Raw genomic sequence first — 21,787 nt, 5'->3', positions numbered from 1 at the left:
AAAAGACGAATCCGCTTTCTCGTGTTTTTCAGGATGTTGCAGGTGTGTAACATATTCTGTTTTACAATGTTTCAGATTGCAACGTCAATCCTGGAGCCTCGCAACGCTCTCAGCGTGTGATTCCATACTTCTTCATTTTTCTCCAGAGTGTCTGACGGCTGCACCCCAGACTCCGTGCAGCCTCCTCCAGAGATGCCGGGAAGGCCTCCAGAGCCTCCCGAATGGCGGCCCGCTCCCGGTCCTCCCGGGTCCTGGGCCCTCCCGCTGCTTCCGTTTCGGAGGCGGAAGCCCGGCGGCACAGCAGTCCCTGCCGGCTGTCCCGGAGGTCCACATGGCTCCGGAGCAGAATGTGTGTACGCTCCACGAAGTTCTGCAATTCCCGGATGTTGCCGTACCAGGGGTAATCCCCCACCTGGTCCAGCAGCTCCAGAAACCGGGCCTGTATGGCCGGGTCCTCTCCGTCCTGCATCTGCCGGAACAGGTGGAGTCCCAGGATGCGGGCGTCGCTCTCCCGGGCCCGCAGAGGCGGCAGCTCCAGGTCCAGCACGTCCAGGCGGTAATAGAGGTCCTGGCGGAAGCTTCCGCCGGCGACCTCCTGGGGCAGGTCCCGGTTGGTGGCGGTGATGATGCGCACGTCCACAGGAATCACCCGGTCGCCGCCTACCCGGCGGATTTCCTTCTCCTGGAGCACCCGCAGCAGCTCCACCTGTGTCTCCCTGGGGATATCGCCGATTTCGTCCAGGAAGATGGTGCCGCCGTGGGCCAGCTCAAAAAGGCCCTCCCGGCCCCCCTTGGAGGCCCCGGTGAAGGCCCCGGCCTCATAGCCGAAGAGCTCGCTTTCCAGCAGACTGCTGTTGACGGCGGCGCAGTTCAGCGCCACAAAGGGACCGTCCCGCCGGGCGCTGGCGTTGTGGATGCTCTGGGCAAAGAGCTCCTTGCCGGTGCCGGTCTCGCCGTGAATCAGCACCGCAGCCTGAGAAGCCGCATAGCTCTGGGCCACGGCCACGGCCTTTTTGATGGCGGAGGACTCCCCCAGGATATCCGAAAAGAAATACTTGGCCACCAGGCCCTTTTCATGGAGCTTGAGGCGGATTTTCTGCTCCGCGCTCTGGAGCTGCCGGACGTCCTGGAAGGTGGCCACCGCACCGTGTATCTGACCGTTGACCTCAATGGGAATCCGGTTGGTGTTGGACATGGTCTGGTGAATCTTCATAATTTGATTCACCTGTTTTTTCCCGCTGCGCAGCACCTCCGGCAGCCGGGTATTGGGCAGCACCTGGTCCACCGGCCTCCCGATGACATCCTCGGCCCGGCAGCCCATAATCCGCTCCGCCACGGGGTTCATCACCTGGACCCGGCCTTCCTCGTCAATGGACAAAATGGCGTCATGGGTGAAGTCCAGAACCGCCTGATAGGTCTCCATCCGGATTTTCAGCGCCCGCTGCTTCTCTTCCTCCTCCCGCTGGAGGCGGCGGATCTGGTCCGCCACTTCCAGCGCGTTGACGATGGACTCCTCGGAATTTTCCAGGATTACATGAGGCAGCCCCCGTTCCAGGGCGGACTGGGCGGTCCACGCGCCGCCGATGCTGTACACCGCCCCGTCACGCAGGGCCTGCTCCACGCAGCCGTCACAGTCCTCGGCGGTTTTGAAAATATAGTTTTTCACCTGGATATCCACCAGCTCAAACAGCCGCTGAAGCTCCTCCCCCATAGGGTCATAGGAAAACACCGCCACCAGGCCGGGGGTATGCAGCCCCCGCATACGCAGAGTCTGGAGATAGTCAATCAGCGTATTGTTCAGGCTGACCACCTTCAAATCCGTGGTTTCCTTCACAATCTGGGCGGAGCCCTTCCGGGAGACGATGATGCGGGCCCCCTTCTCCCCCAGTCCTTTGGCGCAATTCATGATATTCTTTCGTCCATAGGGGCTGAGGACCACGTCCATCGCCTCCCAGCCCCGAGCGGCGATGATGCCCCGGGCCTTTTCCGCCAGCTGCCGGGTAGGGGCCAGCATGCAGATCTCCTGCACACAGTCCAGCTTCTCCCAATCCAGTTCCATCCCTTTCACCTGCCTGTCCTGACTCGTCCCGGCCCGCTCCTCAGGCCGGAATTGTTTTGATTGCTTCCGAACCGAAAGGCCGGAAGGAATATCATGTTTTGCGGCCGCCGCCTGCGGCGGCGGGCAAAACGGCTTCAAGCATCGGAAACTATATTATAGCACATTCCGGCCGGAACGGAAACCCCTTGTTTCCTTTCCTCCGCCTTGCCAGAAAAAACGGCGAAGTTCCGCTCCCGCGAAAACGCCCGCCTGCAATCAACAGGCGGGCGTCTTTCTGGAGAGCGAACCTCCCTTACGCCGGTTCCGGGGCCCTGGGGCACAGCAGTGCCATGTGGCTGACGATGGAAGCGTGGACCTCCTGCCGGATCAGGTCCACCGCCTCCATCAGCCTGCCGGCGTCAATACCGGTCTCAATGCCCATCTGGGTCATCATGTTCAGCACATCTTCGGTGGCAACGTTGCCCGCCGCGCCGGGGGCGAAGGGACAGCCGCCCAGACCGCCGGCGGCGGACTCAAACTTATGGATGCCCACCTGCATCGCCGCCACGGTGTTGGCCAGAGCCAGCCCCCGGGTATCGTGGAGGTGCATGACAAAGCGCTGGGCGCCGAACTGCATCAGCAGCTCCCGCATCAGCTTATAAGTACGGACAGGGTTGGATATGCCCACCGTGTCGGCAATCATAACCTCCTCACAGCCCAGGTCCAGACCGAACTTCGTCATTGCCGCCACCCGCTCGGCTGTGATTTCCTCACCGAAGGGGCAGCCCAGGGCGGTAGCCAGCCCCAGGCGGAACTTGATCTGATGTCCGTATTTTTCAACCAGGCCTTTAAACTGTTCCATGGATTCCTCCGGCGTACGGTGGACGTTAGCCATATTGTGGGCCCGGCTGACGCTGATGACAAAGGTCAATTCGTCGATGCCGCAGGCAATGGCGTCCTCCGCTCCCCGGGCGTTGGGCACCAGGGCCACCGCCTCCACGCCCTCGGCCCGCAGGGTGTCCATCACAGCGGCGGTCACCGCCCTGGCGTCGGCCATCTGGGGAATCGCTTTGGGGCTGACGAAGGAGGTAATTTCCATCCGCTTAAAGCCGGCCTTCGCCAGCTTTTTGATGATGGCGACTTTCTTCTCCGTGGGAATCATATCGTGAATGTTCTGGAATCCGTCCCGGGGGCAGACCTCAATCAGCTCCACTTTTTCCGGCATATACATGGCCATGCAATCCTCCCTTTCCCTCTCCGTTTTCGTTTTGTGCGTTGTTTGAACTGGTTTGTATATTAAAATGTCCGGCCGCTCTGCGGGGCGGACACGGGAACGCGCCGCTCAGACCATCCCCAGGCTTTTGAGGAGAAAGACCACCCCGGTCATGGTAAACAGGGACAGCAGATGCGTCAGCACCACCGCGCCGCTGGCCACTTCCCCGTCGCCTCCCATCTTGCCGGTGACGACATAGACGTTCACCGCCGCGGGCATGGCGCCCACAATGGTCAGCGTGGCAATCTGCTCCGCCGTCAGCCCCGCCCAGGCGGAAAACGCCGCCCACAGGGCCGGAATCAGCACCAGCTTCACGCCGCTGATTTTCAGCAGCAGCCGCAGGTTAGACCGGATCACGTCCAGCCGGATGGTGGACCCCACCAGCAGCAGCGCCACCGTGCTCAGGGCGGAACGGAAATACTCCAGGCTCTTGGACGCCACATAGGGCAGGGGAATCTGGAACCAGGCGAAGGGCAGACCCGCCAGAATAGCCAGAACCGCCGGGTTTTTCAGCACCGCCAGCAGCAGCGAACCCAGACGCAGCTCTCCTTTTCCCTCCTTGACGCTCATCAGAATGACGCCCTGAATGTTGTACAGGGGCATCACCACCAGCAGAATCAGCGCCGCCGAGGCCACGGAGTTGGTATTGTAGATGTTTTGCAGCAGCGCCACGCCCAGGTACACAAAATTGCCCCGGAAGCAGGCATGGGCAAAGGCGCTCTGCTTCCGCCGGTCCCGGCACAGCAGATTCCCGCAGACCCAGGCCAGGCCGAACTGGAGCATGGCCCCCGTCAGCGTCACCGCCATGTAGCGGACATCAAAGGCCGTGGAGAGATCCATGGTGGCGATGTCCAGAAAGAGCTTCCCCGGCAGCAGCACATAATACACCAGGTCCGTGGTCCGGGCAATGTAGTCCTCCGTAAACAGCCCCTTATGAGCCAGCAGACAGCCCAGCCCCATCATCACAAACAGGGGCAGGCTGATATTCAGGCTGAACAGCAGATTATCAAGCATGGGTGTCATCACTCCGATCTTCTTGTAAAGTTTGCATAGCAAAACAGGTGCCAGTCCCGCCGGTTTTCCCGGGCTGCGGCTGGATTTATCAGAAAAATTTTTTCCGAACCTGTCATGATGGTTCCCGTTTCTCCCGGACGGCATTCCATAAACCCGGCGGCATTCGTTTCACCCGTTTCACAATAGAACAGTTTCGTATCATTTTGTTACATGTTACGCCAAAATGCCGCCGGTTCCGACGCAGACCCCCTCCCTCCTTCCCTGTCTGTCCCACGGAAAGGCATCCGGCGCGAAAGCGGCGGAATATAGCTGGCATGGGATTTGCTTCATAGGTTTCACAGCGAATTTCTACAGGACGGGTCCCGCCGCTCCTCGCCGCGGCGAACGGCGCGTTCCGCTGCTTGAAGCAGCCAACTAAAACAGGAACATGTGAACCGGAAAAAACAGGAAAAACAGGAAAGAGGTCTTTGATTATGACAAACGAAAAAGGTTTGCTGGAGGGCATTGTCGTTCTGGACCTGACCCGGGTGCTGGCCGGCCCGTACAGCGGCATGATGATGGCGGACATGGGAGCCACCGTCATCAAGCTGGAAAATCCCAACGGCGGCGACGACACCCGGAAAATGGGCCCCTTTGTCAATGACAACAGCGTCTATTACGCCAACTTCAACCGCAGTAAGCTGGGCTGCACCCTGAATCTGAAAGCCCCGGAGGGCAAGGCCCTCTTCCTGGAGCTGGTTAAGAAGGCCGACATCGTGATTGAGAACTACCGTCCCGGCACCATGGAAAAGCTGGGCCTGGGCTATGACGTGCTGAAGGAGGTCAACCCCGCCATTATCTACGGCGCGGTCTCCGGCTTCGGCCATACAGGCCCCTTCAGCAAGCGGGCGGGCTATGACATCGTGGGTCAGGCCATGGGCGGCATGATGAGCACCACCGGCTGGCCCGGCGGCCCCGCCACCCGCACCGGCACCCCCCTGGGCGACGTGCTGGGCGGACTGAACCTCACCGTGGGCGTTCTGGCGGCTCTGGTAAACCGGCAGAAAACCGGCCTGGGCGAGAAGGTGGACGTGGCCCTGGTGGACTCCGTGGCCTCCGCCATGGAGAATATCACCATGATCTACCAGTCCACCGGACGCATCCCCCAGCGCATCGGCAACCGCTATGAATCCACCTACCCCTATGACGTCTTCCCCGCCAGGGACGGCGACGTGGTCATTGCCGCCGGAAACAACAAGCTGTTTTCCATCCTCTGCGACGTAATGAAGATGCCGGAGCTGACCAGCGACCCCCGCTTCCTGGAGAGCAAGGACCGGGTGGCCAACCACGAGGCCCTGCGGGAGATCATCTGCCCCTGGACGGAGCAGTATACCATCGACGAAATCGACTCCATGCTCAACGGTGCCGGATGCCCCGCCTGCGCCGTGAACACCATCGACCGGCTGGTGAAGGACCCCCAGATCGCCGGGGCCCGGGATATGTTCCCTGAAATCGAGCAGCCCGGCATCGGCAAGCTGCACATCACCGCCTGCCCTCAGAAGCTGACCCGCACCAAATCCTATCCCCGGAAGGCCGCGCCGCTGCTGGGCGAGGACAACGCCGGCGTTTACGGCGAGCTGCTGGGGCTGGACGAGGCCAGACTGGCGGAGTTGAAGGAAAAAGGCGTTATTTAATAAGGAGGCAGCGTCATGAGCACGGTACACAAGGGTAAAATCGACATCGTTGAAGTCGGCCCCCGGGACGGCTTCCAGAGCGTAAAGTGCGCCCCCATCACCACCGAACAGAAGCTGGCCGTCATCGACCGGCTGGCGGACGCCGGGGTGACCCACATGGAATACACCTCTTTCGTCAGCCCCAAGGCCATTCCCCAGCTGGCGGACGCCGCCGACGTCACCAGGGCGGTTCTGGAGAAGTATCCGGAGCTGGACCTGTTTGCCCTGGTTCCCAACCTCCGGGGCGCTGAAAATGCCTACAACCTGGGCCTGCGGAAGGTCTGCTATGTGGTTTCCTTCAGCAAAAGCCACAACAAGGCCAATATCAACCGTACCCACGAACAGTCCCTGGAGGCCTACAGGGAAATCCGGGCGGCCTTCCCCGACCTGGATGTTACCGTGGACCTGGCCACAGCCTTCGGCTGCCCCTTCGAGGGCAAATACCGGGACTATGACGCCGTGGTGGCCTTCCTGAAGGATTACGCCGACGCCGGCATGACCACCTGCTGCCTGTGCGACACCATCGGCATCGCCGACCCCGCCCAGGTCAAGGAGCTGATTGCCAGGGTGAAGGCCGCATTCCCCAAGGTGGAGCTGGGCGTCCACTTCCACGACACCCGGGGCTGCGGCATGGTCAACTCCATGGCGGCGGTGGAGTCCGGCGTCACCCACATCCAGGCGGCCCTGGGCGGCCTGGGGGGCTGTCCCTTCGCCCCCGGCGCCTCCGGCAACCTGTCCACCGAGGACACGGTGTGGATGTTCAACGAAATGGGCTATGATACCGGCGTCGATTTCGCCAAGCTGGTGGAGGCCGCCAAGTTCCAGGCCCGGGAGATTTCCGGCAACTACAGCGGACACCAGATGAACATCGAAAACCCCTGCTGACGGTCTGTTCCGGCAGGGCGCGTTCCGGCAGGCGCAGGGAAGAAACCTCTTCCCCGCGCCTTTTCGGATATCGCCGCCGGGGCTGAAAAGGACGGTTCCTTTTCAGGCAGAGGCGGGGAGCTTCCGGGGCTGGCGCAGCCATCCGGCCCAACGGCAAAAAGTCCTGCCCAATGAATGGGCAGGGCTTTTTTCAGCATTCGTCAGAACCGGCGGCGGGCCCTGCGGGGGATTTGCCGCCTGCCGGAAATTCTGACTCTTGCCGAACTCTTATTTTACGAGGGCCGCCGTATCCATGGCAATCATCAGTTCCTCGTTGGTGGGAATCAGCAGAACCTTCACCTTGGAATCCGCGGTGGAAATCACCGTCTCCTTGCCCCGGACATCGTTGGCTCCGGCGTCCAGCTTCAGGCCCATGTACTCCAGGCCCTGGCAGACCATGGAACGGATGGCCTTGTCATTTTCGCCCACGCCGGCAGTGAAGATGACCGCGTCCACCCCGCCCATGGCGGCGGCGTAAGCGCCCACGTACTTGCGGACCTCATAGGCGAACTTCTCCTGGGCCAGCGCGGCCTTGGCGTCTCCCTTACCGGCCGCGGACTCCAGATCCCGGAAGTCGGAGGACACGCAGGAGAGGCCCTCCACGCCGGACTTTTTATTCAGCACGTTCAGCATCTCGTCAATGCCCATCTGGTATTTGTTCATGAGATACTGGAGAATGCCCGCGTCCAGGTCGCCGGAACGGGTGCCCATGGGCACGCCGGCCAGAGGCGTGAAGCCCATGGAGGTGTCCACGCTCTTTCCTCCGCTGACGGCAGTGATGGAGGAGCCGTTGCCCAGGTGGCAGGAAATCAGCTTCAGTTCCTCAATGGGCCGGCCCAGCATGGCGGCGGCCCGTCCGGCCACATATTTGTGGCTGGTGCCGTGGAAGCCGTACCGCCGGACCTTGTCGTTTTCATAATACGCATAGGGCAGGGCGTACATATAGGCGGCGGGGGGCATGGTCTGGTGGAAGGCGGTGTCGAACACAGCCACCATGGGCGTGGTGGGCATGAGGGACTGGCAGGCCCTGATGCCGATGATGTTGGCGGGATTGTGGAGGGGGGCCAGGGGGTTGCACTCCTCAATGGCCGCCATCACCTCGCCGGTAATCACGACGGACGAGGCGAATTTTTCGCCGCCATGGACCACCCGGTGGCCCACCGCGCCAATCTCCGCCATGGAGGACACAACACCGTTCTCTTTGTCCGTCAGGGCGTTCAGCACCGCCTGAATGGCCTCGGAATGGGTGGGCATGGCCACGTCCACCGCGTCCAGGGTGTTCTTCCCCTCCGCTTTGTAGGTGAATTTGCCGTCGATGCCGATCCGCTCGCACAGGCCCTTGGCCAGCAGGACGCCATTCTCAGGGTCCAGCAGCTGGTACTTCAGGGAAGAGCTGCCTGCGTTGATGACAAGAATGTTCATGATTGACCGTCTCCTCTTCTTTTCAGAAAAACCTTGCGGGTTTTTCCAAATTCATATAAGATGTAGTTCCAGGGACAGCGCTTCTCCCGTTGTCCCATTTTCATTATACCAGACTTTTTCTCACTTACAACCGCTTTTTACCAAAATGTCACTTTTTTGTCATTACTTTGAGGGGGAATTTTGTGGAGACCGCTGGTATCATAGCAGAATACAATCCTCTCCATATGGGCCACGTGCGTCTTCTGGAGGAAACCCGCCGCCTGCTGGGCCCTGAAACCGCCGTTATCTGCGTCATGAGCGGGAATTTCGTCCAGCGGGGGGACTTCGCCCTCCTCCGCAAGCACGCCCGGGCTGCCGCCGCCGTCCAAAGCGGGGCGGACCTGGTGCTGGAGCTTCCCCTGCCCTGGGCCGTCGCCTCGGCGGAGCGGTTCGCCCGGGGGGCCGTCCGGACCCTGGCGGCCTCCGGCCTCGTGACCCGTCTGGCTTTCGGCAGCGAATGCGGCGAAAGCGCGGCGCTGGAGCGCCTGGCCGCCGCCCTGCTGTCGGAAGATTTCCCGCCCCTGCTGAAGCAGGAGCTTGCACAGGGCGACAGCTTCGCCGCCGCCCGCCAGCGGGCCGCCGCGGCGCTTCTCTCCCCGACGGACGCCGCTCTTCTGGAACAGCCCAACAATATCCTGGGCGTGGAATACTGCAAGGAGCTGCTGCGGTTGAACCGCTCCATCCGCCCCCTGACGGTAAAGCGCACCGGCGGGGCCCATGACCAGCCGGGGACCGCCTCCCCCCTCCCCTCCGCCTCCGCCATCCGGGCCCTGCTCCAGGCGGGAGAGACGGAACAGGCCCTCTCGTACATGGCTCCCGCCATGGCCGAAGCCTGCCGGGAGGAGCTGCGCGCCGGACGGGCCCCGGTATTCCGGGAGACCTGTGAACGGGCCATGCTGGCCCGCCTGCGCACCATGGACCGGGCGGATTTCGCCGCCCTGGACCAGGGCCGGGAGGGCCTGGGGAACCGGCTCTATCGGGCCAGCCGCACCGCCGCCTCTCTGGAAGAGCTGCTTGCCTCCGCCAAAACCAAGCGCTATGCCCACGCCCGGCTCCGCCGGATGGTCCTGTGGGCCTTTCTGGGCCTCCCCCCCGCCGGTCTCCCCGAAGACGTCCCCTACCTGCGGCCCCTGGCCGCCAACGCCGCGGGCCGCGCCCTGCTGGGGCGGATGCGGAAGACCGCCGCCGTTCCCGTTTTGACCAGGCCCGCCGGCGCAGGGCGGCTGAGCCCCCAGGCACAGGCGCTGTTTTCGCTGGAGGTCCGGGCTTCCGATCTATATACCCTGGCCTATCCCGACCTTGCCGCCGCTCAGGGCGGCGGAGAGTGGCGGGAGGGCCCCGCGATGCTGTAACCCCGGGGCTCAGATGCCGGGAACAAAGGAGGAACTTCCATGGGAACCATGCTCGCGCTGCTTCTGGTCCTGTCCACCCTGTCGGGCTGCGCCAGAGAGACGCTGACTGACCTGAAAAACGCCCTGCCGGAGCCGGCCCCTCGGGAAATTTTCTATCAGCTGGACTACAGCAGCTATGAGGAGAGTTTTCTGGACTACAAGGGGAACACCCTGGCCTATTGCGATTATACCGTACCCCAGATGTCCGCCCTGCGGGAGGACGGCTCCCAGATACTGGAGGCCCAAAACCCGGAGGAGGAGCGGGCCCTGGAGCTGACGGAGACCTTTAACCTCCGGTTTGCGGACTGGAGGGCAGACGCGCCCCGCATTCAGGAGCTCCTGGCCCAGGCCCCGGCGCAGAACGGCCAGCCCCTGGTGGAGCAGCTGACCTGCACGGCCTATCAGACAGGGCGGCTGGTCAGCGTATCGGCGGAATACCACAACTATACCGGCGGAGCCCACGGCAACACCATACTTTTAAGCTGGAACTTTGACCTGGACAGCGGCACTTTTTTCGACGCCGCCACTCTGGACGACGACGCCGGGTTCCATGCCGCCGTGGTCCGGGCCCTGAAGCGGCAGGCTCAGAACCGGGCCCAGGAAAACAGCCTTTCCCCGACGGATTTTTTCTGGGAGGATTACGAGGAGATTTTGGAAAACTGGACCAGCTATGCCGTCAGCTTTGACGAGGAGGGCATGACCGTGGCCTTCTCCCCCTATGAGCTGGCCTGCTATGCCGCCGGGGAGCAGGTATTCCACCTGACCTATGAGGAGCTTCTCCCCCACATGGGTCCCCACGGCAGGGCGCTGCTGGGGCTGGAGGAGGAGACTGAAGAAGCCTCTGAAAAATAACAACAAAAAACAGCGGACCGTCCCTTTGGACGGTCCGCTGTTTTTGTCCGCTCAGATGCTTTCCGGCAGAACGGTTTCTGGGACTCCGGCAGCCTCCGGAAGCTCCTTGCCCTTGCGGCAGAACAGACTTTTTCGAGCCTTTCGGGGCTGCCTGGGGGGCTTCTCACCCTTATCCTTCCTGCGGAAGACATGGCTGAGGTTGTCGATGACAGAATAGTACACCGGTGTGAAGACCAGGGTGACAATGGTGGAGATGACCATGCCCGCGATCATGGTGATGCCCATGTCCGCCATCATCTCGTTGGTCTCCCCGATGCCCATGGCCATGGGGACCATGGCCAGAATGGTGGTCAGGGTGGTCATCAGGATGGGCCGCACCCGGAGGGGGCAGGCGTTGAGAATGGCAGTCACCCGGTCCTCGCCCCGGGCCCGGCGGATCTTGATATACTCCACCAGAATAATGGAGGAGTTGACCACCGTGCCCGCCAGCATGATGATAGACACCAGGGACAGCATGCTGAGGTCCCGCCCCGTCAGCGGAAGGCCGAACAGAGATCCGGTGAAGGCAACCGGCAGAATCAGCATAACCATAACGGGCATCAGGAAGCTCTCGAACTGCACCGCCAGCACGAAATAGACCAGCAGCAGCGCCACCGCCAGAGCCAGCAGCAGGTCGGTAAAGCTCTCCATCATGGTCTCATAGCTGCCGTCGGTCTCCACGCTGTAGCCCTGGGGGAAGGTATAGCTGCCCAGAATCTCCCAGATGGCCTGGGTCATGGCGGAGGTATCGCCGCTGACGGAGTCGCCGGTGATGGTGACCTGCCGGGTCTGGTTGGACCGGACGATGACCTGGGGAGCCTGCTCAACGCTCACGCTGGCAACAGAGCTCAGAGGAACCGTCCCGCCAAAGGAGGAGGGCACGCCCATGGACCGCAGAGCGTCCAGACTCTCAGCCGCCGCGCCGCTGCCCCGGACCACCACCTCCAGCTCCTGGCCGCTGACGGTAACTCTGGTGGCGGTGGAGCCGGTGAGCTCCGACCGGACCGCCCCGCCGATGGCCGCGGCGGTAAGGCCGTACTGGGCGGCGGCCTCCCGGTTCACACGGACCTTTACCTGGGGCACCTCATCGCTGAGGGAGCTGGTTACGTTCACTGCATCGGGCAGGGCGGAAATCTGGGCAATCAGGTCGTTTGCCAGGAATTCCAGGGTATCGTAGTCGTCTCCCTCGATGACCACGGCGATGTCTCCCCCGCCGCCCATCATGGCCTCGGAATCCGAGGCGGAGACGCTGATCTCACAGCCGGCGATATCCCGGAGGGCTTCCCGGATTCCCGCGGCAATGTCGTTGCTGCTCCGTTCCCGCTGGGACTTGGACCCCACGTCCAGCATGAAGGTAACGGATTCGTTGGACGCGATGTAAAACATCTCTTCTATCTCCGGCGTCTCCGCCTCCACAATGGCGCTGACCCGGTCGGCAATGGCGGCGGTCTCGTTCAGCTGGGAGCCGATGGGCATGCTGACGCTGAGGTTCACGGTCCCCTGGTCCATATCGGGAATCAGGACCATTTTTGTATTCATAAGCGTGACGCCGAAGAGGACCACCAGGGCCAGAGAGGCCATCATTCCCAAAAACAGATGCCGCACAAAGAAGCCCAGCGTCTTCATATAGAACCCGCCGATGGCTTCCGCCAGCTTCTTCAGGGGACCGGGCCGCTTCGCGGCTTTTTTCGCTTCCCGGCGGCGGACTTTTTCTTCATCCAGGGTGAAATAGCAGAGCAGAGGCACCAGAGTCAGGGAAATCACCAGAGAGGCGAAGATCAGAGAGGCGATGGTCAGACAGAAATCCTTGAACATCATGCCCGCCATGCCGCCGGTGAGGGCCAGAGGGACAAAAACCGCCTCGGTGGTGAGGGTGGAAGCCAGCACGGAGCTGGTAACCTCCTTTGTGCCCTCGATGCAGGCGCTCTCCCGGTCGTATCCGTCGGCGGAAAAGCGGTAAATATTTTCCAGCACCACAATGGAGTTATCCACGATCATGCCCACGCCCATGGCGATGCCGCCCAGGCTCATCATGTTCAGCGTCAGGCCAAAGGTGTTCATCAGCAGGAACACCGTCAGAATGCAGATGGGCATGGACACCGCAATGGTCAGGGTGGCCCCGCCCCGGCGGAGAAACAGGAGCACCACAATAGCCGCCAGCAGCACGCCCTGCAGAATGTTCTGATAGGCGGCGTCCACCGTCTGATTGATGTACTCGCTGGCCAGGTAGGGCGTGCTGTAGCGCAGAGTGGGATTGTCTTCCTTCAGGCTCTCCAGCCGCTTTACCACCTGCTCGGAGACATAGACCTCGTTGGCAGAGGACTGCTTGGAAACCTGGAGCACCACGCAGGCGGATTCGCCGGATTTGGCGACAGCCTCCATGTCCTTTTCCTCCAGTGCCACATCGGCCACCTCGTTCAGGCGCACCGTGCCGCCGGTAGGCAGCGTGAGAACCATGTTGGCCACGTCCTCCACCGTCTGAAACTTGGCGTCGGTGGAGACGGTCAGCTTCTGGGTGCCGTTCTCCAGACTGCCGCCGGGATAAATCAGGTTCTGTCCCGCCAGAAACTGGGAGACATAGGAGGTGGACAGGCCGTAGCCCGCCGCCCGGGTGGGGTCCAGCTCCACGGCGATCTGCTGCTCCGTGCCGCCGTTCACCGTCACCTGTGCCACGCCGTTGATCCGCTCCAGAGCGGGGACCACCACGTCGTCCGCCAGGGTCTGGAGGCGGCTGAGGTCCTCGCCCATCAGGGCAATCATGGCCGTGGGCATCAGGGCGCTGAGGTTCATATTGATGATGACCGGGTCCATGGCGTCCTCCGGGAGGCTCACCATGTCGAACTGCTCCCGGAGCTTGGTGGCGGCAATGTCCAGGTCCGTGCCGTCCACATAGGTAATCTGAATCTGACTGACGCCGTCGGAGGAGGTGGAGGCAATCTCATCCACTCCGGGGACGGACATAATCGCGCCCTCCAGGGGCCGGGTCACCAGCTCCTCGATGTCGCTGGGGCTGGCTCCCACATAGTAGCAGGCCACCACCGCCATGGGCATCTCCATGTCCGGCATCAGGGCCATTTGCAGCTGGGTGGCGTACATCAGGCCGAAGACGCAGATCAGGATGCTGGCCAGCAGCGTCGCCACCTTATGCTGAATACTTGCTTTCGCGATATTCATGCGTCCTCCCCGGACGGGCTTGTTTCGTTTCCGTCCTCCGGCGCTGTTTCCGTGCCGTCCACGTTCTCCGCGCCGCCTGCGTTCTCCGCGCCGCCTTCCGCGTCCGTACCGCCCACAATGCGGACCGGGTCGCCGTCGCTCAGGTAGGCCTGGCCCACCGTCACCAGCTGCTGCCCGGCGGAGAGGCCGGAGAGGACCTCCGTCACGCCGCTGCCGGTGAGGCCCACGGTAACCTCCACATACCTGGCGGCGCCGTTCTCCACCACGTAGACATACTGGACGTCGCCTCTGGTGAGGATGGCCTCGGTGGGCACCACCACGGTGTTTTCGGAAACATCGGTGTGGAATGTCACGTCCGCGAACATGCCCGCCAGCAGGCCGTCCACCCCGGAGGGAGCCGCCAGCGTCACGGTATACAGCTTGGTCTGCACGTTGGCCGCCCGCTCCACAGAACGGATGGAGGCGGTGAAGGTCTCGCCGGCGGCGGAAACCGTCACGTCGGCCTCGTCTCCGGCCTTCAGCTTGGGCACCAGGGCCTCGGAGACCTGAACCACCACCTTCATCTGCTCCACCCCGTCAATCACCGCCACCGGGGCTGCGTTGGACACAAAGCTGCCCTCCACGGCGTTCATGGTCACCAGGGTGCCGGTGCTGGGGGCAATCACATTGCCCCGGGCGTCCACATTCTCCAGAACGGTGTCCAGCTGCTCCACATTGGACTTGGAGCTCTGCATCCCCGCCTCCAGCTGGGCCAGAGTGGAGTTCCGGGTGGCAATGGAGCTCTGCAATTGCAGCTCCGCCTGATCAATCTCCATCTGAGAGGCCGCGCCAATCTCAAAGAGAGCCTTCAGGTCGCTGACGTTCTTCTCCTGAAGGGCAATCTGCTTTTCAAAGACCGCCGCCTGATCGTTATAGCTCTGGACGGCGGAACGATAGCCAATGCTGGCGGCGTCATAGGAGGACAGGGTGCTGGCCAGATCCAGGGTGCACAGCACGTCTCCCGCCTTCACCTCGTCGCCGGCCTCGGCATAGACCGCCGTGCACTTGGCGGAGACCGCCACCATAATCACATCCTCGTCCTCCGCCGTCAGGCGGCCGGAGACGGTATTCTCGGCATAGATGGTGTCTGCCGCAATCTCCTGGACCTGGACGGCCACGCCCTGGGGCCCGGCCTCCTCCTCCGGCGGCTCCTCGCCGCCTCCGCCGCAGGCAGTGAGGCTCAGGGCCAGCACGGCGGCCAGGGCCAGAGCTGTTAAACGTTGTTTCTTCATGCTGTTCCTCCAAATTGTCGGTTGTCATACGGACGCCCCTTCCGCCGGGGCTCCCCGGTCAGGCCTGGGCGCTGTTCATCACGCCGTAGTTCACCGCCCAGTAATAGGAGCGGTAAGCGGTAAAAAGGTTGCGCTGTGCGGTGGCGACGGCCTCCTTGGCCTCCGCCAGGTCATCTGCCGCGTCCAGAAGCGCGTTATGAGAGATGTTCCCCTGCTGGTATTTCAGTTCCATGGAGGCATAGGTGCTCTCCTGGAAGGCCAGCGTGGTCCGGGAGGCGCTGAGGACCTGCCGGTAATCCTTCACGGTGTTGTAGGCATTGCGGAAATTCATCTCAAAGGTCTGCTGGGTATACTGGAATTCATATTTTGAAGATTCATAGGTGTGCCGGGCGGAGCGGAGATTGTATGTATCCTTGGAATAGGAGGCCTGGGCGTCGTCATAGGTGTCGGAGGCCTCCTTCAGCTTTTTCCGGGCAGCAAAGAGGTCATAGCTTTTTTCCTCCGCCTCCTCCAGGTCCGTCCGCAGGTCCATGGAATCAATGAGGCCGTCGCTGAGCTCCGGCAGGGGGCCCAGCCGCAGGGTGCCCTCCATGCCCGCCCCGGTCATGGACTCCAGCTGCATCTTGCAGCGCCTGAGGTTCATATCCACGGTGCTCAGGCTGCTCTGGAGGGCGGCCCGGCCATTCCTTACCTGCTCCAGGGTCAGGGCTGAGATTTGCCCCAGCTGGTAGCGGAGCTCCATCTCCGCCACCGTCCGGTCCAGGGCCGTCAAATTCCGCTGGAGAGTTCCCTTGGTCTGCTCCAGCTCCAGGGTGGCGATGTAGAGGGATTCCGCGCCAATCACCAGCTGATCCCTGGCGTTCTCCAGCTGCCGCTTGGCGGCGTCATAGTCCTTCTGGAGCTTGCCGGTGGCAAGATCCGACACGGTGTTGGACAAAGACCCGTAGGAGCTGGCCAGGTTGGAAATCACATAGCCCTGCATGGCCCCCTCCATGGGCGTGGCCACCGGAATCTGCGCATACATGTCCTGAGCCCGTTCCAGACTGCCCAGCTGGCTCGCCAGCTCATTATACATCTTTGTAAAGTCGATGGCGTCAATGGAGGCAATGGACTCCTCCATCATCAGCGCCGTCAGGCTGTTGTCCAATACCCGCTCCCGCAGGTCGTTAAAGCTCAGATAGCGGAAATCCGTCTCCCCTGTGAATGCCAGCTCATCATCCGCGCTGGAAATCCAGGGCTTTGTGCCGTCATAGCCCTCCTGCCAGACGCCGCCGCTCTGTTTGCCCTCCGCGCTGTCGTTTTCCAGCTGCTCCGCGGCTCCCGTCTGCTCTTCCAGGCCGTCTGTCTTCGCGCCGGCGGCTTCCGCCTGCGCCAGGGGTTCTGTCCCCCCGTCCGTGCCGGCCAGGGCCGGGACCGCGCACAGCGTCAGCGCCACCGCCAGCAGCAGCGCGATTTTTTTCCGGTCCATGTGTTCCTCCTTTATTTTCCCGGGTTTTAACTGTGTTCCTCCGCAATGCTCTTCTATGTTCTACACCTTCCAGCCGCTGGAATGTCAAGAGGATTTTTCATTTTGGCCGGATGCGGCCTCTTTGAGGCAGCCGTACCTGACAATCTCCATCTTCATGACCAGCTCGTTCCGGCACTCCTGCCAGTTCTCCGATCGGAGCATGGCGTCCATAAAGGCGCTGCCCAGAGCCGCCATCAGCAGACTGAACACCACCCGGGCATAGTCCGCGTTCCGCTCCCGGAGCCCGCTGAGGTCCATCAGGTCCCACAGGCCGTCCATCAGCCTCTGGCCGGGCCGGGTGGGCAGAAGCTTCTGGATGTCCACGCCCTGGTTGTTCCGCAGAAACAGAACGCAGCGGTTCATCATGGGGTCCAGCGCCAGTTCCTGAGAGGTCAGCCGGTCGAAGCAGTTCAGCTGGGCCTGGAACATGTCGCCTCCGGCATCCTCCAGCGCCCGGCGGTACTCCCGTTTGACGTGCTCCCGCACCTCCTCCAGCAGATAGGCGAACAGGTCTTCCTTGTCCAGAAAATACTGATAGAAGCTCCCCCGGGGAATCCCGGCCTTCCGGACAATCTGGTTAATGGAAACATCCGCGAACCGGGTGGAGGTAAACTCCTCCCACGCCGCGTTTAGAAAACGGGTTCGCTTCTCCTCTGGCAGGCGGAGAAAGGTCTCCGTGCACATCGCATGATTTCCCTCCTTTACAGGAAAAGTGACAGTCTGTCGCTTTATGACAGGCTGTCACTTATTATAACCAGACGGCTATTCGGTGTCAAGAGAGTTTGCCGGTTCTAATTGTAAAGAAGCTGTAAAGAATGGTTCTTTTTTTGTGCGTCCTGTCAATACCCCGGCAGGGTCGTGAAAAACCGGGGCCGCCGCTTCCCCTGATGGGACGGCTCAGTATTTCCGGGCCAGCAGGCGGTAGACGATCCGCCCGGCCGCAAGCTGGAACAGCATATAACCCGCCAGGAACAGAATCATCAGACGGCTGGCAGCCTCGCTCACAATCCCCAGGGTTCCCAGGACGGAAAAGGCCGTCATGGATACCGCTGCGGCCAGAAGGCCAATCACATAGGCGATTCGCCCGGATTTGTTCCGCAGCATCTCCTTCCGCTCGTCCCGGAGGTCGATCTGCTCCTCCTCCAGCTTCGCCCGGTACTCCGGACTGCGGCCCCACATGAAATACTTGTAAATCTGCACAATACCGGGTGCGGTGAGGGCCCCGAAGAGGCCGCAGAGCACGCTGTCCAGCGGCGTGTCCAGCAGCAGCGCCGCCAGCAGGCAGCAAAGGCCCAGCCCAATCATCCCGATGCCGGCCCATAGATCACTCTTTTTCATAGGACATCCTTCCTTTCATGAATGAAAATTTCCTCAATCGGCAGTTCAAAAAAATCCGAGATTGTAAATGCCAGCTCCAGGGACGGGTTGTATTTCCCTGTCTCAATGGCGCTGACCGTCTGCCGGGAGACCCGAATGGCCCTGGCGAATTCCTCCTGCCGCAGTCCCCGTTCCTTCCGGAGCTGTTCCACACGGTTTTCCATGCCTCATGAAAGCCTCCTTTCAGAATTATGTAAAGGTTCCGTGACGTACTACGGCGGCCGTCCGCAATATGTAAAGGTTCCTTTACCTATAAGCTATCACAGGCTTCGGCTTTTGTCAAGGGTCCTTTACAAATAATTTTGAAAGCGGAGAGAGCGTCCCGTCTGGGGCTTTTATGCAGGGACCGGGCGCTGTCCCGGCCCCTCTGCCGGAAACCTGGCATCATCGGGCGGACGGACTCTGCCGCAGGCCTGATGCCAGTCCCCTGCCCCCCTCACCTGATAAAATGCGCGAAGGAACGCGCCCCGGCAGGGATTCACTCTTGCTTTTTTTCCGGGTGCGTAGTATATTTGAAAGTAATTCTCAGTTTATATCCCTTCCAAACCGAAGGACCGGCGCTCCCTGCAAACGGTATGCAGGGGCCTGTCTGCCGGGAAATCTGATCTCTGCCTCAGAAGAAAGGAACCCTTATGAAACAGCTCCTTCCCCTGCTCTGCGCCCTGGCGCTGCTGTGCGGATGCGCCGCCCCGCCGCCGGAGCCGGAGGACGGGCGGCTGCAAATCGTGGCCGCCGTTTTTCCCGCCTATGACTTTGCCAGAGCCGCTGCCGGAGCCCACGGGGACGTGACCCTGCTGCTGCCCCCCGGCGCGGAGAGCCACTCCTACGAGCCCACCCCGGCGGATATCCTCCGGGTCCGGAACTGCGACCTCTTCATCTATCTGGGGGGCGAGTCCGACGCCTGGGTGGACACCATCCTCTCCGCCATTGAGCCCCAGGGGGAATGCCTGCGGATGGTGGACTGCGTGGACCTGCTGGAGGAGGAGACGGTGGAGGGCATGACCGGCGGGCACGAGGACCACGATCATTCCGAGGAAGCCCACGGCCATCCCGGCGAGGTGTTGGGGATGGACGAGCACGTATGGACCTCACCGAAAAACGCCGCCGTCATCACCCGTCTCCTGGGGGAAACCCTGGCAAATCTGGACCCGGACCACGCCGGGGACTACCGGACCGCAGCCGAAGACTATGCCCGGGAGCTGGACGCCCTGGACGGAGAATTTACCGCCTTTTTCAACGGGCTTCCCCATAAAACCATGGTCTTCGGAGACCGCTTCCCCCTCCGCTATTTTGCGGAGACCTATGACCTGGACTATTACGCCGCCTTCCCCGGCTGCGGGGCTCAGACGGAGCCCTCGGCGGCCACGGTGGCCTTTCTGACGGAAAAGGTCCGGGACGAAGACCTGCCCGCCGTCTGGTATATTGAGTTCTCCAATCATCTGGTGGCGGACAGCATCGCTGAGGCGGCGGGAACGAGCACCGCTCTCTTCCACACCTGCCACAACGTGTCCCAGGCGGATCTGGACGCCGGGGCCACGTACCTCTCCCTGATGGAGGGGAATCTGGAGACCCTGCGGGCGGTCATGGGCTGAACCGCCGGAGCCTCATATCTGATACAAACCGGACACAGTAAGGAGGATTTCCCATGCCGGAACCTGATTTTTCCTTTCTCACCCCCCAGTTTTTCAGCAAGGCTTCCATCTATCCCGGAAGCCTGGGGGCCTTCCGCTACCGCTTTCAGCAGACGGGCAAGCCCGGCGACGGCAGTCTTCAGGCCTGGGTCTATGAAAACACCAGCTTTGAGCTGGCCCAGGATGTGGAGACGGAGACCTTCCCTTGGACAGAGGAGGGCATAGCGGCTCTGCGGGACTGGCTCACGCAAAAATACGACCAGCGGGGCGGAGCGCCCTACCGCATTCCCTACCCGCCGGCGGCGGAAAAATGAGCTTGCCGAAAGGGGCTTTTTGTGGTATACTTCCCTCGATTTTATGAGAGTCGAAAGCCGCCGGAAACCGGCGGCGAAGGGAGCGCGGCATGTTTACTGGCTTTTCCAATGAAACAGTGGACTTCATGTGGGGCATCCGCTTCAACAACGAGCGGACCTGGTTCGAGGCGCACAAGCAGGCATATCTGCAATATTTCTACCGTCCCATGCAGGAGCTGGGCGGCGAGATGTACGAGTTCCTCCGGGAGCAGAGGCCGGATTACGGGCTGACCGGCAAGGTCACCCGCATTTACCGGGACGCCCGCCGTCTCCATGGCCGGGGACCTTATAAGGAAAGCCTCTGGTTCTCCGTGGAGCAGCCCGGCGAGCAGTGGACCGCCAGACCTACCTTCTGGTTCGAGCTGATGCCGGAGGGCTGGACCTACGGCATGGGCTATTACCTGCCCAAGGCCCTCACCATGGCCAAGCTCCGGGCCCGCATGGACCGGGACCCCCAGCCCATGGAGAAGCTGACCCGCGCTCTGAACAGGCAAGACGAATTCCGTCTGGACGCCGAGGAATACAAGCGGCCCAAGGGCCCCGCGCCCTCGGAGCTCCTGGCCCCCTGGTACCGGGCCAAGTCCTTTTCCATCTGCCACGAAGACAAGCTGACAGAAGAGCTGTTCTGCCGGGACGTCGTGGACCGGCTGAAGCAGGGGTTCACCTTCCTCCTGCCCTACTATGACTATTTCGTAACCCTGGACGGGGACCCGGACCCCGTGCCATAGAAAATTTTACTCCACGCCAGCGGCAGAAAACAGAAAGCCCCCTTTTGCATCACGCCGGAGGATGGAGGGAACAGTCTCTTCCTTGCGCGCCGGCGCAGCGGCTGAGATACCCCGCATTTGCCGGCAATTTTGCTGTCTGCTATCTGCACTATAATGATATAAAGGAGATCGTTTCATGAAAGCATATCCTGAGAGAGCGGCGGCCCTGAAGCTGCTGCAAACCTACAACAGCGAGCCCTTCCACATCCAGCACGCCCTGACGGTGGAGGGGGTCATGGGCTGGTTTGCCCGGGAACTGGGCTATGGAGAGGACGCCGCTTTCTGGTCCACCGTGGGCCTGCTCCACGACGTGGATTTCGAGAAGTGGCCCGAGGAGCACTGCAAAAAGGCTCCTGAGCTGCTGGCGGAAATCGGCTGCTCCGAGGAGCTGATTCATGCTGTGTGCAGCCATGGCTTCGGCCTGTGCAGCGACGTGGAGCCCATCCATCAGATGGAAAAGGTCCTCTTCGCCGCCGACGAGCTCACCGGTCTGGTGGGCGCTGCCGCCCGGATGCGGCCCAGCAAATCCTGCTCCGACATGGAGGTCTCCTCCCTGAAAAAGAAGTTCAAGGACAAGAAGTTTGCCGCCGGCTGCTCCCGGGACGTCATCAAGGAGGGCGCGGAGCGGCTGGGCTGGTCCCTGGAGGAGCTGATGGAAAAAACCATCCTGGCCATGCGGGACTGCGAGGCCGGCGTCGCCGCCGAGCTGGAAGCCCTGACCTGACCGCTTCCGGGGAGAGAAACCCCCGGCAAAATCAAGACCTTTCATGGGCGGCGGAGCACGAGGATGGGCCTCTTTCCGCCGTCCGGCCAATGCCGCGGATTTCACCGAAATCCGCGGCATGTTCCATATCCGGTGCCGGAAGCGGCGGAGGGCCTCCTCCCTTCCCTTTTCCGCCTGGACATTCAGCGCCCTTTTTTCGATTCTTTCTGGTGCTCTGCTCCTGATGATATAGTCAGCACAGTTGAAAATCGGTATCTACCGATTTTCAAACAGCGGCGG

18 protein-coding genes are annotated in these 21,787 nt (G+C 61.7%); 8 read left to right on the top strand and 10 right to left on the bottom strand.

What is annotated here, in order from left to right; genetic code table 11:
- Window positions 1-109 precede the first annotated feature (109 nt).
- The 3 genes from Q0063_RS05105 to Q0063_RS05095 form a co-directional block, all read right to left on the bottom strand.
- Window positions 110-2,059: a sigma 54-interacting transcriptional regulator gene (locus Q0063_RS05105; RefSeq protein WP_297870900.1), complete on the bottom strand. Its 1,950-nt coding sequence runs from the start codon at window positions 2,057-2,059 to the stop codon at window positions 110-112.
- 292 nt (window positions 2,060-2,351) lie between these two features.
- On the bottom strand, window positions 2,352-3,275 hold the full coding sequence (locus Q0063_RS05100; RefSeq protein ID WP_297870899.1) for a hydroxymethylglutaryl-CoA lyase: 924 nt from the start codon (window positions 3,273-3,275) through the stop codon (window positions 2,352-2,354).
- A 105-nt stretch (window positions 3,276-3,380) separates the two neighbouring features.
- Window positions 3,381-4,325 (bottom strand): AEC family transporter, encoded by a 945-nt coding sequence (locus tag Q0063_RS05095; RefSeq protein ID WP_297870898.1) that lies wholly within the window; start codon window positions 4,323-4,325, stop codon window positions 3,381-3,383.
- Window positions 4,326-4,798: 473 nt separating this feature from the next.
- On the opposite strand from Q0063_RS05095, the gene Q0063_RS05090 reads away from it, so the two are divergent.
- Window positions 4,799-5,998, top strand: a complete 1,200-nt coding sequence (locus Q0063_RS05090; protein ID WP_297870897.1) for a CaiB/BaiF CoA-transferase family protein — start codon at window positions 4,799-4,801, stop codon at window positions 5,996-5,998.
- A gap of 15 nt (window positions 5,999-6,013) precedes the next feature.
- Entirely contained in the window at window positions 6,014-6,922 is a 909-nt protein-coding gene (locus Q0063_RS05085) for a hydroxymethylglutaryl-CoA lyase (RefSeq protein ID WP_297870896.1), read from the top strand.
- Between the two features lie 267 nt (window positions 6,923-7,189).
- Here Q0063_RS05085 and Q0063_RS05080 read toward each other — a convergent pair whose 3' ends face one another.
- The gene (locus Q0063_RS05080; protein ID WP_297870895.1) at window positions 7,190-8,383 is read right to left on the bottom strand and encodes an acetate/propionate family kinase; all 1,194 of its coding nucleotides are present in this window, start codon (window positions 8,381-8,383) and stop codon (window positions 7,190-7,192) included.
- Between the two features lie 182 nt (window positions 8,384-8,565).
- Between Q0063_RS05080 and Q0063_RS05075 the strand changes: the two genes are divergently transcribed.
- Together Q0063_RS05075 and Q0063_RS05070 are read left to right on the top strand one after the other, a co-directional pair.
- Window positions 8,566-9,774: a nucleotidyltransferase family protein gene (locus Q0063_RS05075; RefSeq protein WP_297870894.1), complete on the top strand. Its 1,209-nt coding sequence runs from the start codon at window positions 8,566-8,568 to the stop codon at window positions 9,772-9,774.
- Window positions 9,775-9,813: 39 nt separating this feature from the next.
- A complete protein-coding gene (locus Q0063_RS05070) occupies window positions 9,814-10,665 on the top strand; it encodes a DUF3298 and DUF4163 domain-containing protein (RefSeq protein WP_297870893.1) in 852 nt (283 codons plus the stop codon).
- 51 nt (window positions 10,666-10,716) lie between these two features.
- Here the strand turns inward: Q0063_RS05070 and Q0063_RS05065 are convergent, their stop codons facing one another.
- The 6 genes from Q0063_RS05065 to Q0063_RS05040 form a co-directional block, all read right to left on the bottom strand.
- The gene (locus Q0063_RS05065) at window positions 10,717-13,878 is read right to left on the bottom strand and encodes an efflux RND transporter permease subunit (protein WP_297870892.1); all 3,162 of its coding nucleotides are present in this window, start codon (window positions 13,876-13,878) and stop codon (window positions 10,717-10,719) included.
- Window positions 13,875-15,149 (bottom strand): efflux RND transporter periplasmic adaptor subunit, encoded by a 1,275-nt coding sequence (locus Q0063_RS05060; protein WP_297870891.1) that lies wholly within the window; start codon window positions 15,147-15,149, stop codon window positions 13,875-13,877. Before Q0063_RS05060 ends, Q0063_RS05065 begins: the two co-directional genes overlap by 4 nt.
- 58 nt (window positions 15,150-15,207) lie before the next feature.
- A complete protein-coding gene (locus Q0063_RS05055) occupies window positions 15,208-16,617 on the bottom strand; it encodes a TolC family protein (RefSeq protein ID WP_297870890.1) in 1,410 nt (469 codons plus the stop codon).
- An 84-nt stretch (window positions 16,618-16,701) separates the two neighbouring features.
- Window positions 16,702-17,340, bottom strand: a complete 639-nt coding sequence (locus tag Q0063_RS05050) for a TetR/AcrR family transcriptional regulator (protein WP_297870889.1) — start codon at window positions 17,338-17,340, stop codon at window positions 16,702-16,704.
- Between the two features lie 213 nt (window positions 17,341-17,553).
- Window positions 17,554-17,994, bottom strand: a complete 441-nt coding sequence (locus tag Q0063_RS05045; protein ID WP_297870888.1) for a hypothetical protein — start codon at window positions 17,992-17,994, stop codon at window positions 17,554-17,556.
- Window positions 17,991-18,197, bottom strand: coding sequence for a helix-turn-helix transcriptional regulator (locus Q0063_RS05040; RefSeq protein ID WP_297870887.1), 207 nt, complete (start codon window positions 18,195-18,197; stop codon window positions 17,991-17,993). Before Q0063_RS05040 ends, Q0063_RS05045 begins: the two co-directional genes overlap by 4 nt.
- A gap of 468 nt (window positions 18,198-18,665) precedes the next feature.
- Here Q0063_RS05040 and Q0063_RS05035 point away from each other — a divergent pair, with 468 nt between their 5' ends.
- From Q0063_RS05035 to Q0063_RS05020, 4 genes are all read left to right on the top strand, one after another.
- Window positions 18,666-19,625 carry a metal ABC transporter substrate-binding protein gene (locus Q0063_RS05035; RefSeq protein WP_297870886.1) on the top strand — a complete coding sequence of 320 codons (960 nt, stop codon included), beginning with the start codon at window positions 18,666-18,668 and terminating at the stop codon, window positions 19,623-19,625.
- Window positions 19,626-19,678: 53 nt separating this feature from the next.
- Window positions 19,679-19,978, top strand: a complete 300-nt coding sequence (locus tag Q0063_RS05030; RefSeq protein ID WP_297870885.1) for a hypothetical protein — start codon at window positions 19,679-19,681, stop codon at window positions 19,976-19,978.
- A gap of 89 nt (window positions 19,979-20,067) precedes the next feature.
- Window positions 20,068-20,745, top strand: coding sequence for a DUF2461 domain-containing protein (locus tag Q0063_RS05025; RefSeq protein WP_297870884.1), 678 nt, complete (start codon window positions 20,068-20,070; stop codon window positions 20,743-20,745).
- Between the two features lie 175 nt (window positions 20,746-20,920).
- Window positions 20,921-21,508 carry a hydrolase gene (locus Q0063_RS05020; RefSeq protein ID WP_297870883.1) on the top strand — a complete coding sequence of 196 codons (588 nt, stop codon included), beginning with the start codon at window positions 20,921-20,923 and terminating at the stop codon, window positions 21,506-21,508.
- The last annotated feature ends 279 nt before the right edge of the window (window positions 21,509-21,787 follow it).

This window comes from uncultured Oscillibacter sp. (assembly GCF_947654275.1).
Lineage (GTDB): Bacteria > Bacillota > Clostridia > Oscillospirales > Oscillospiraceae > Oscillibacter.
The sequence above is the reverse complement of the archived record's forward strand: the minus strand, read 5'-3'. Positions and strand labels throughout refer to the sequence as shown.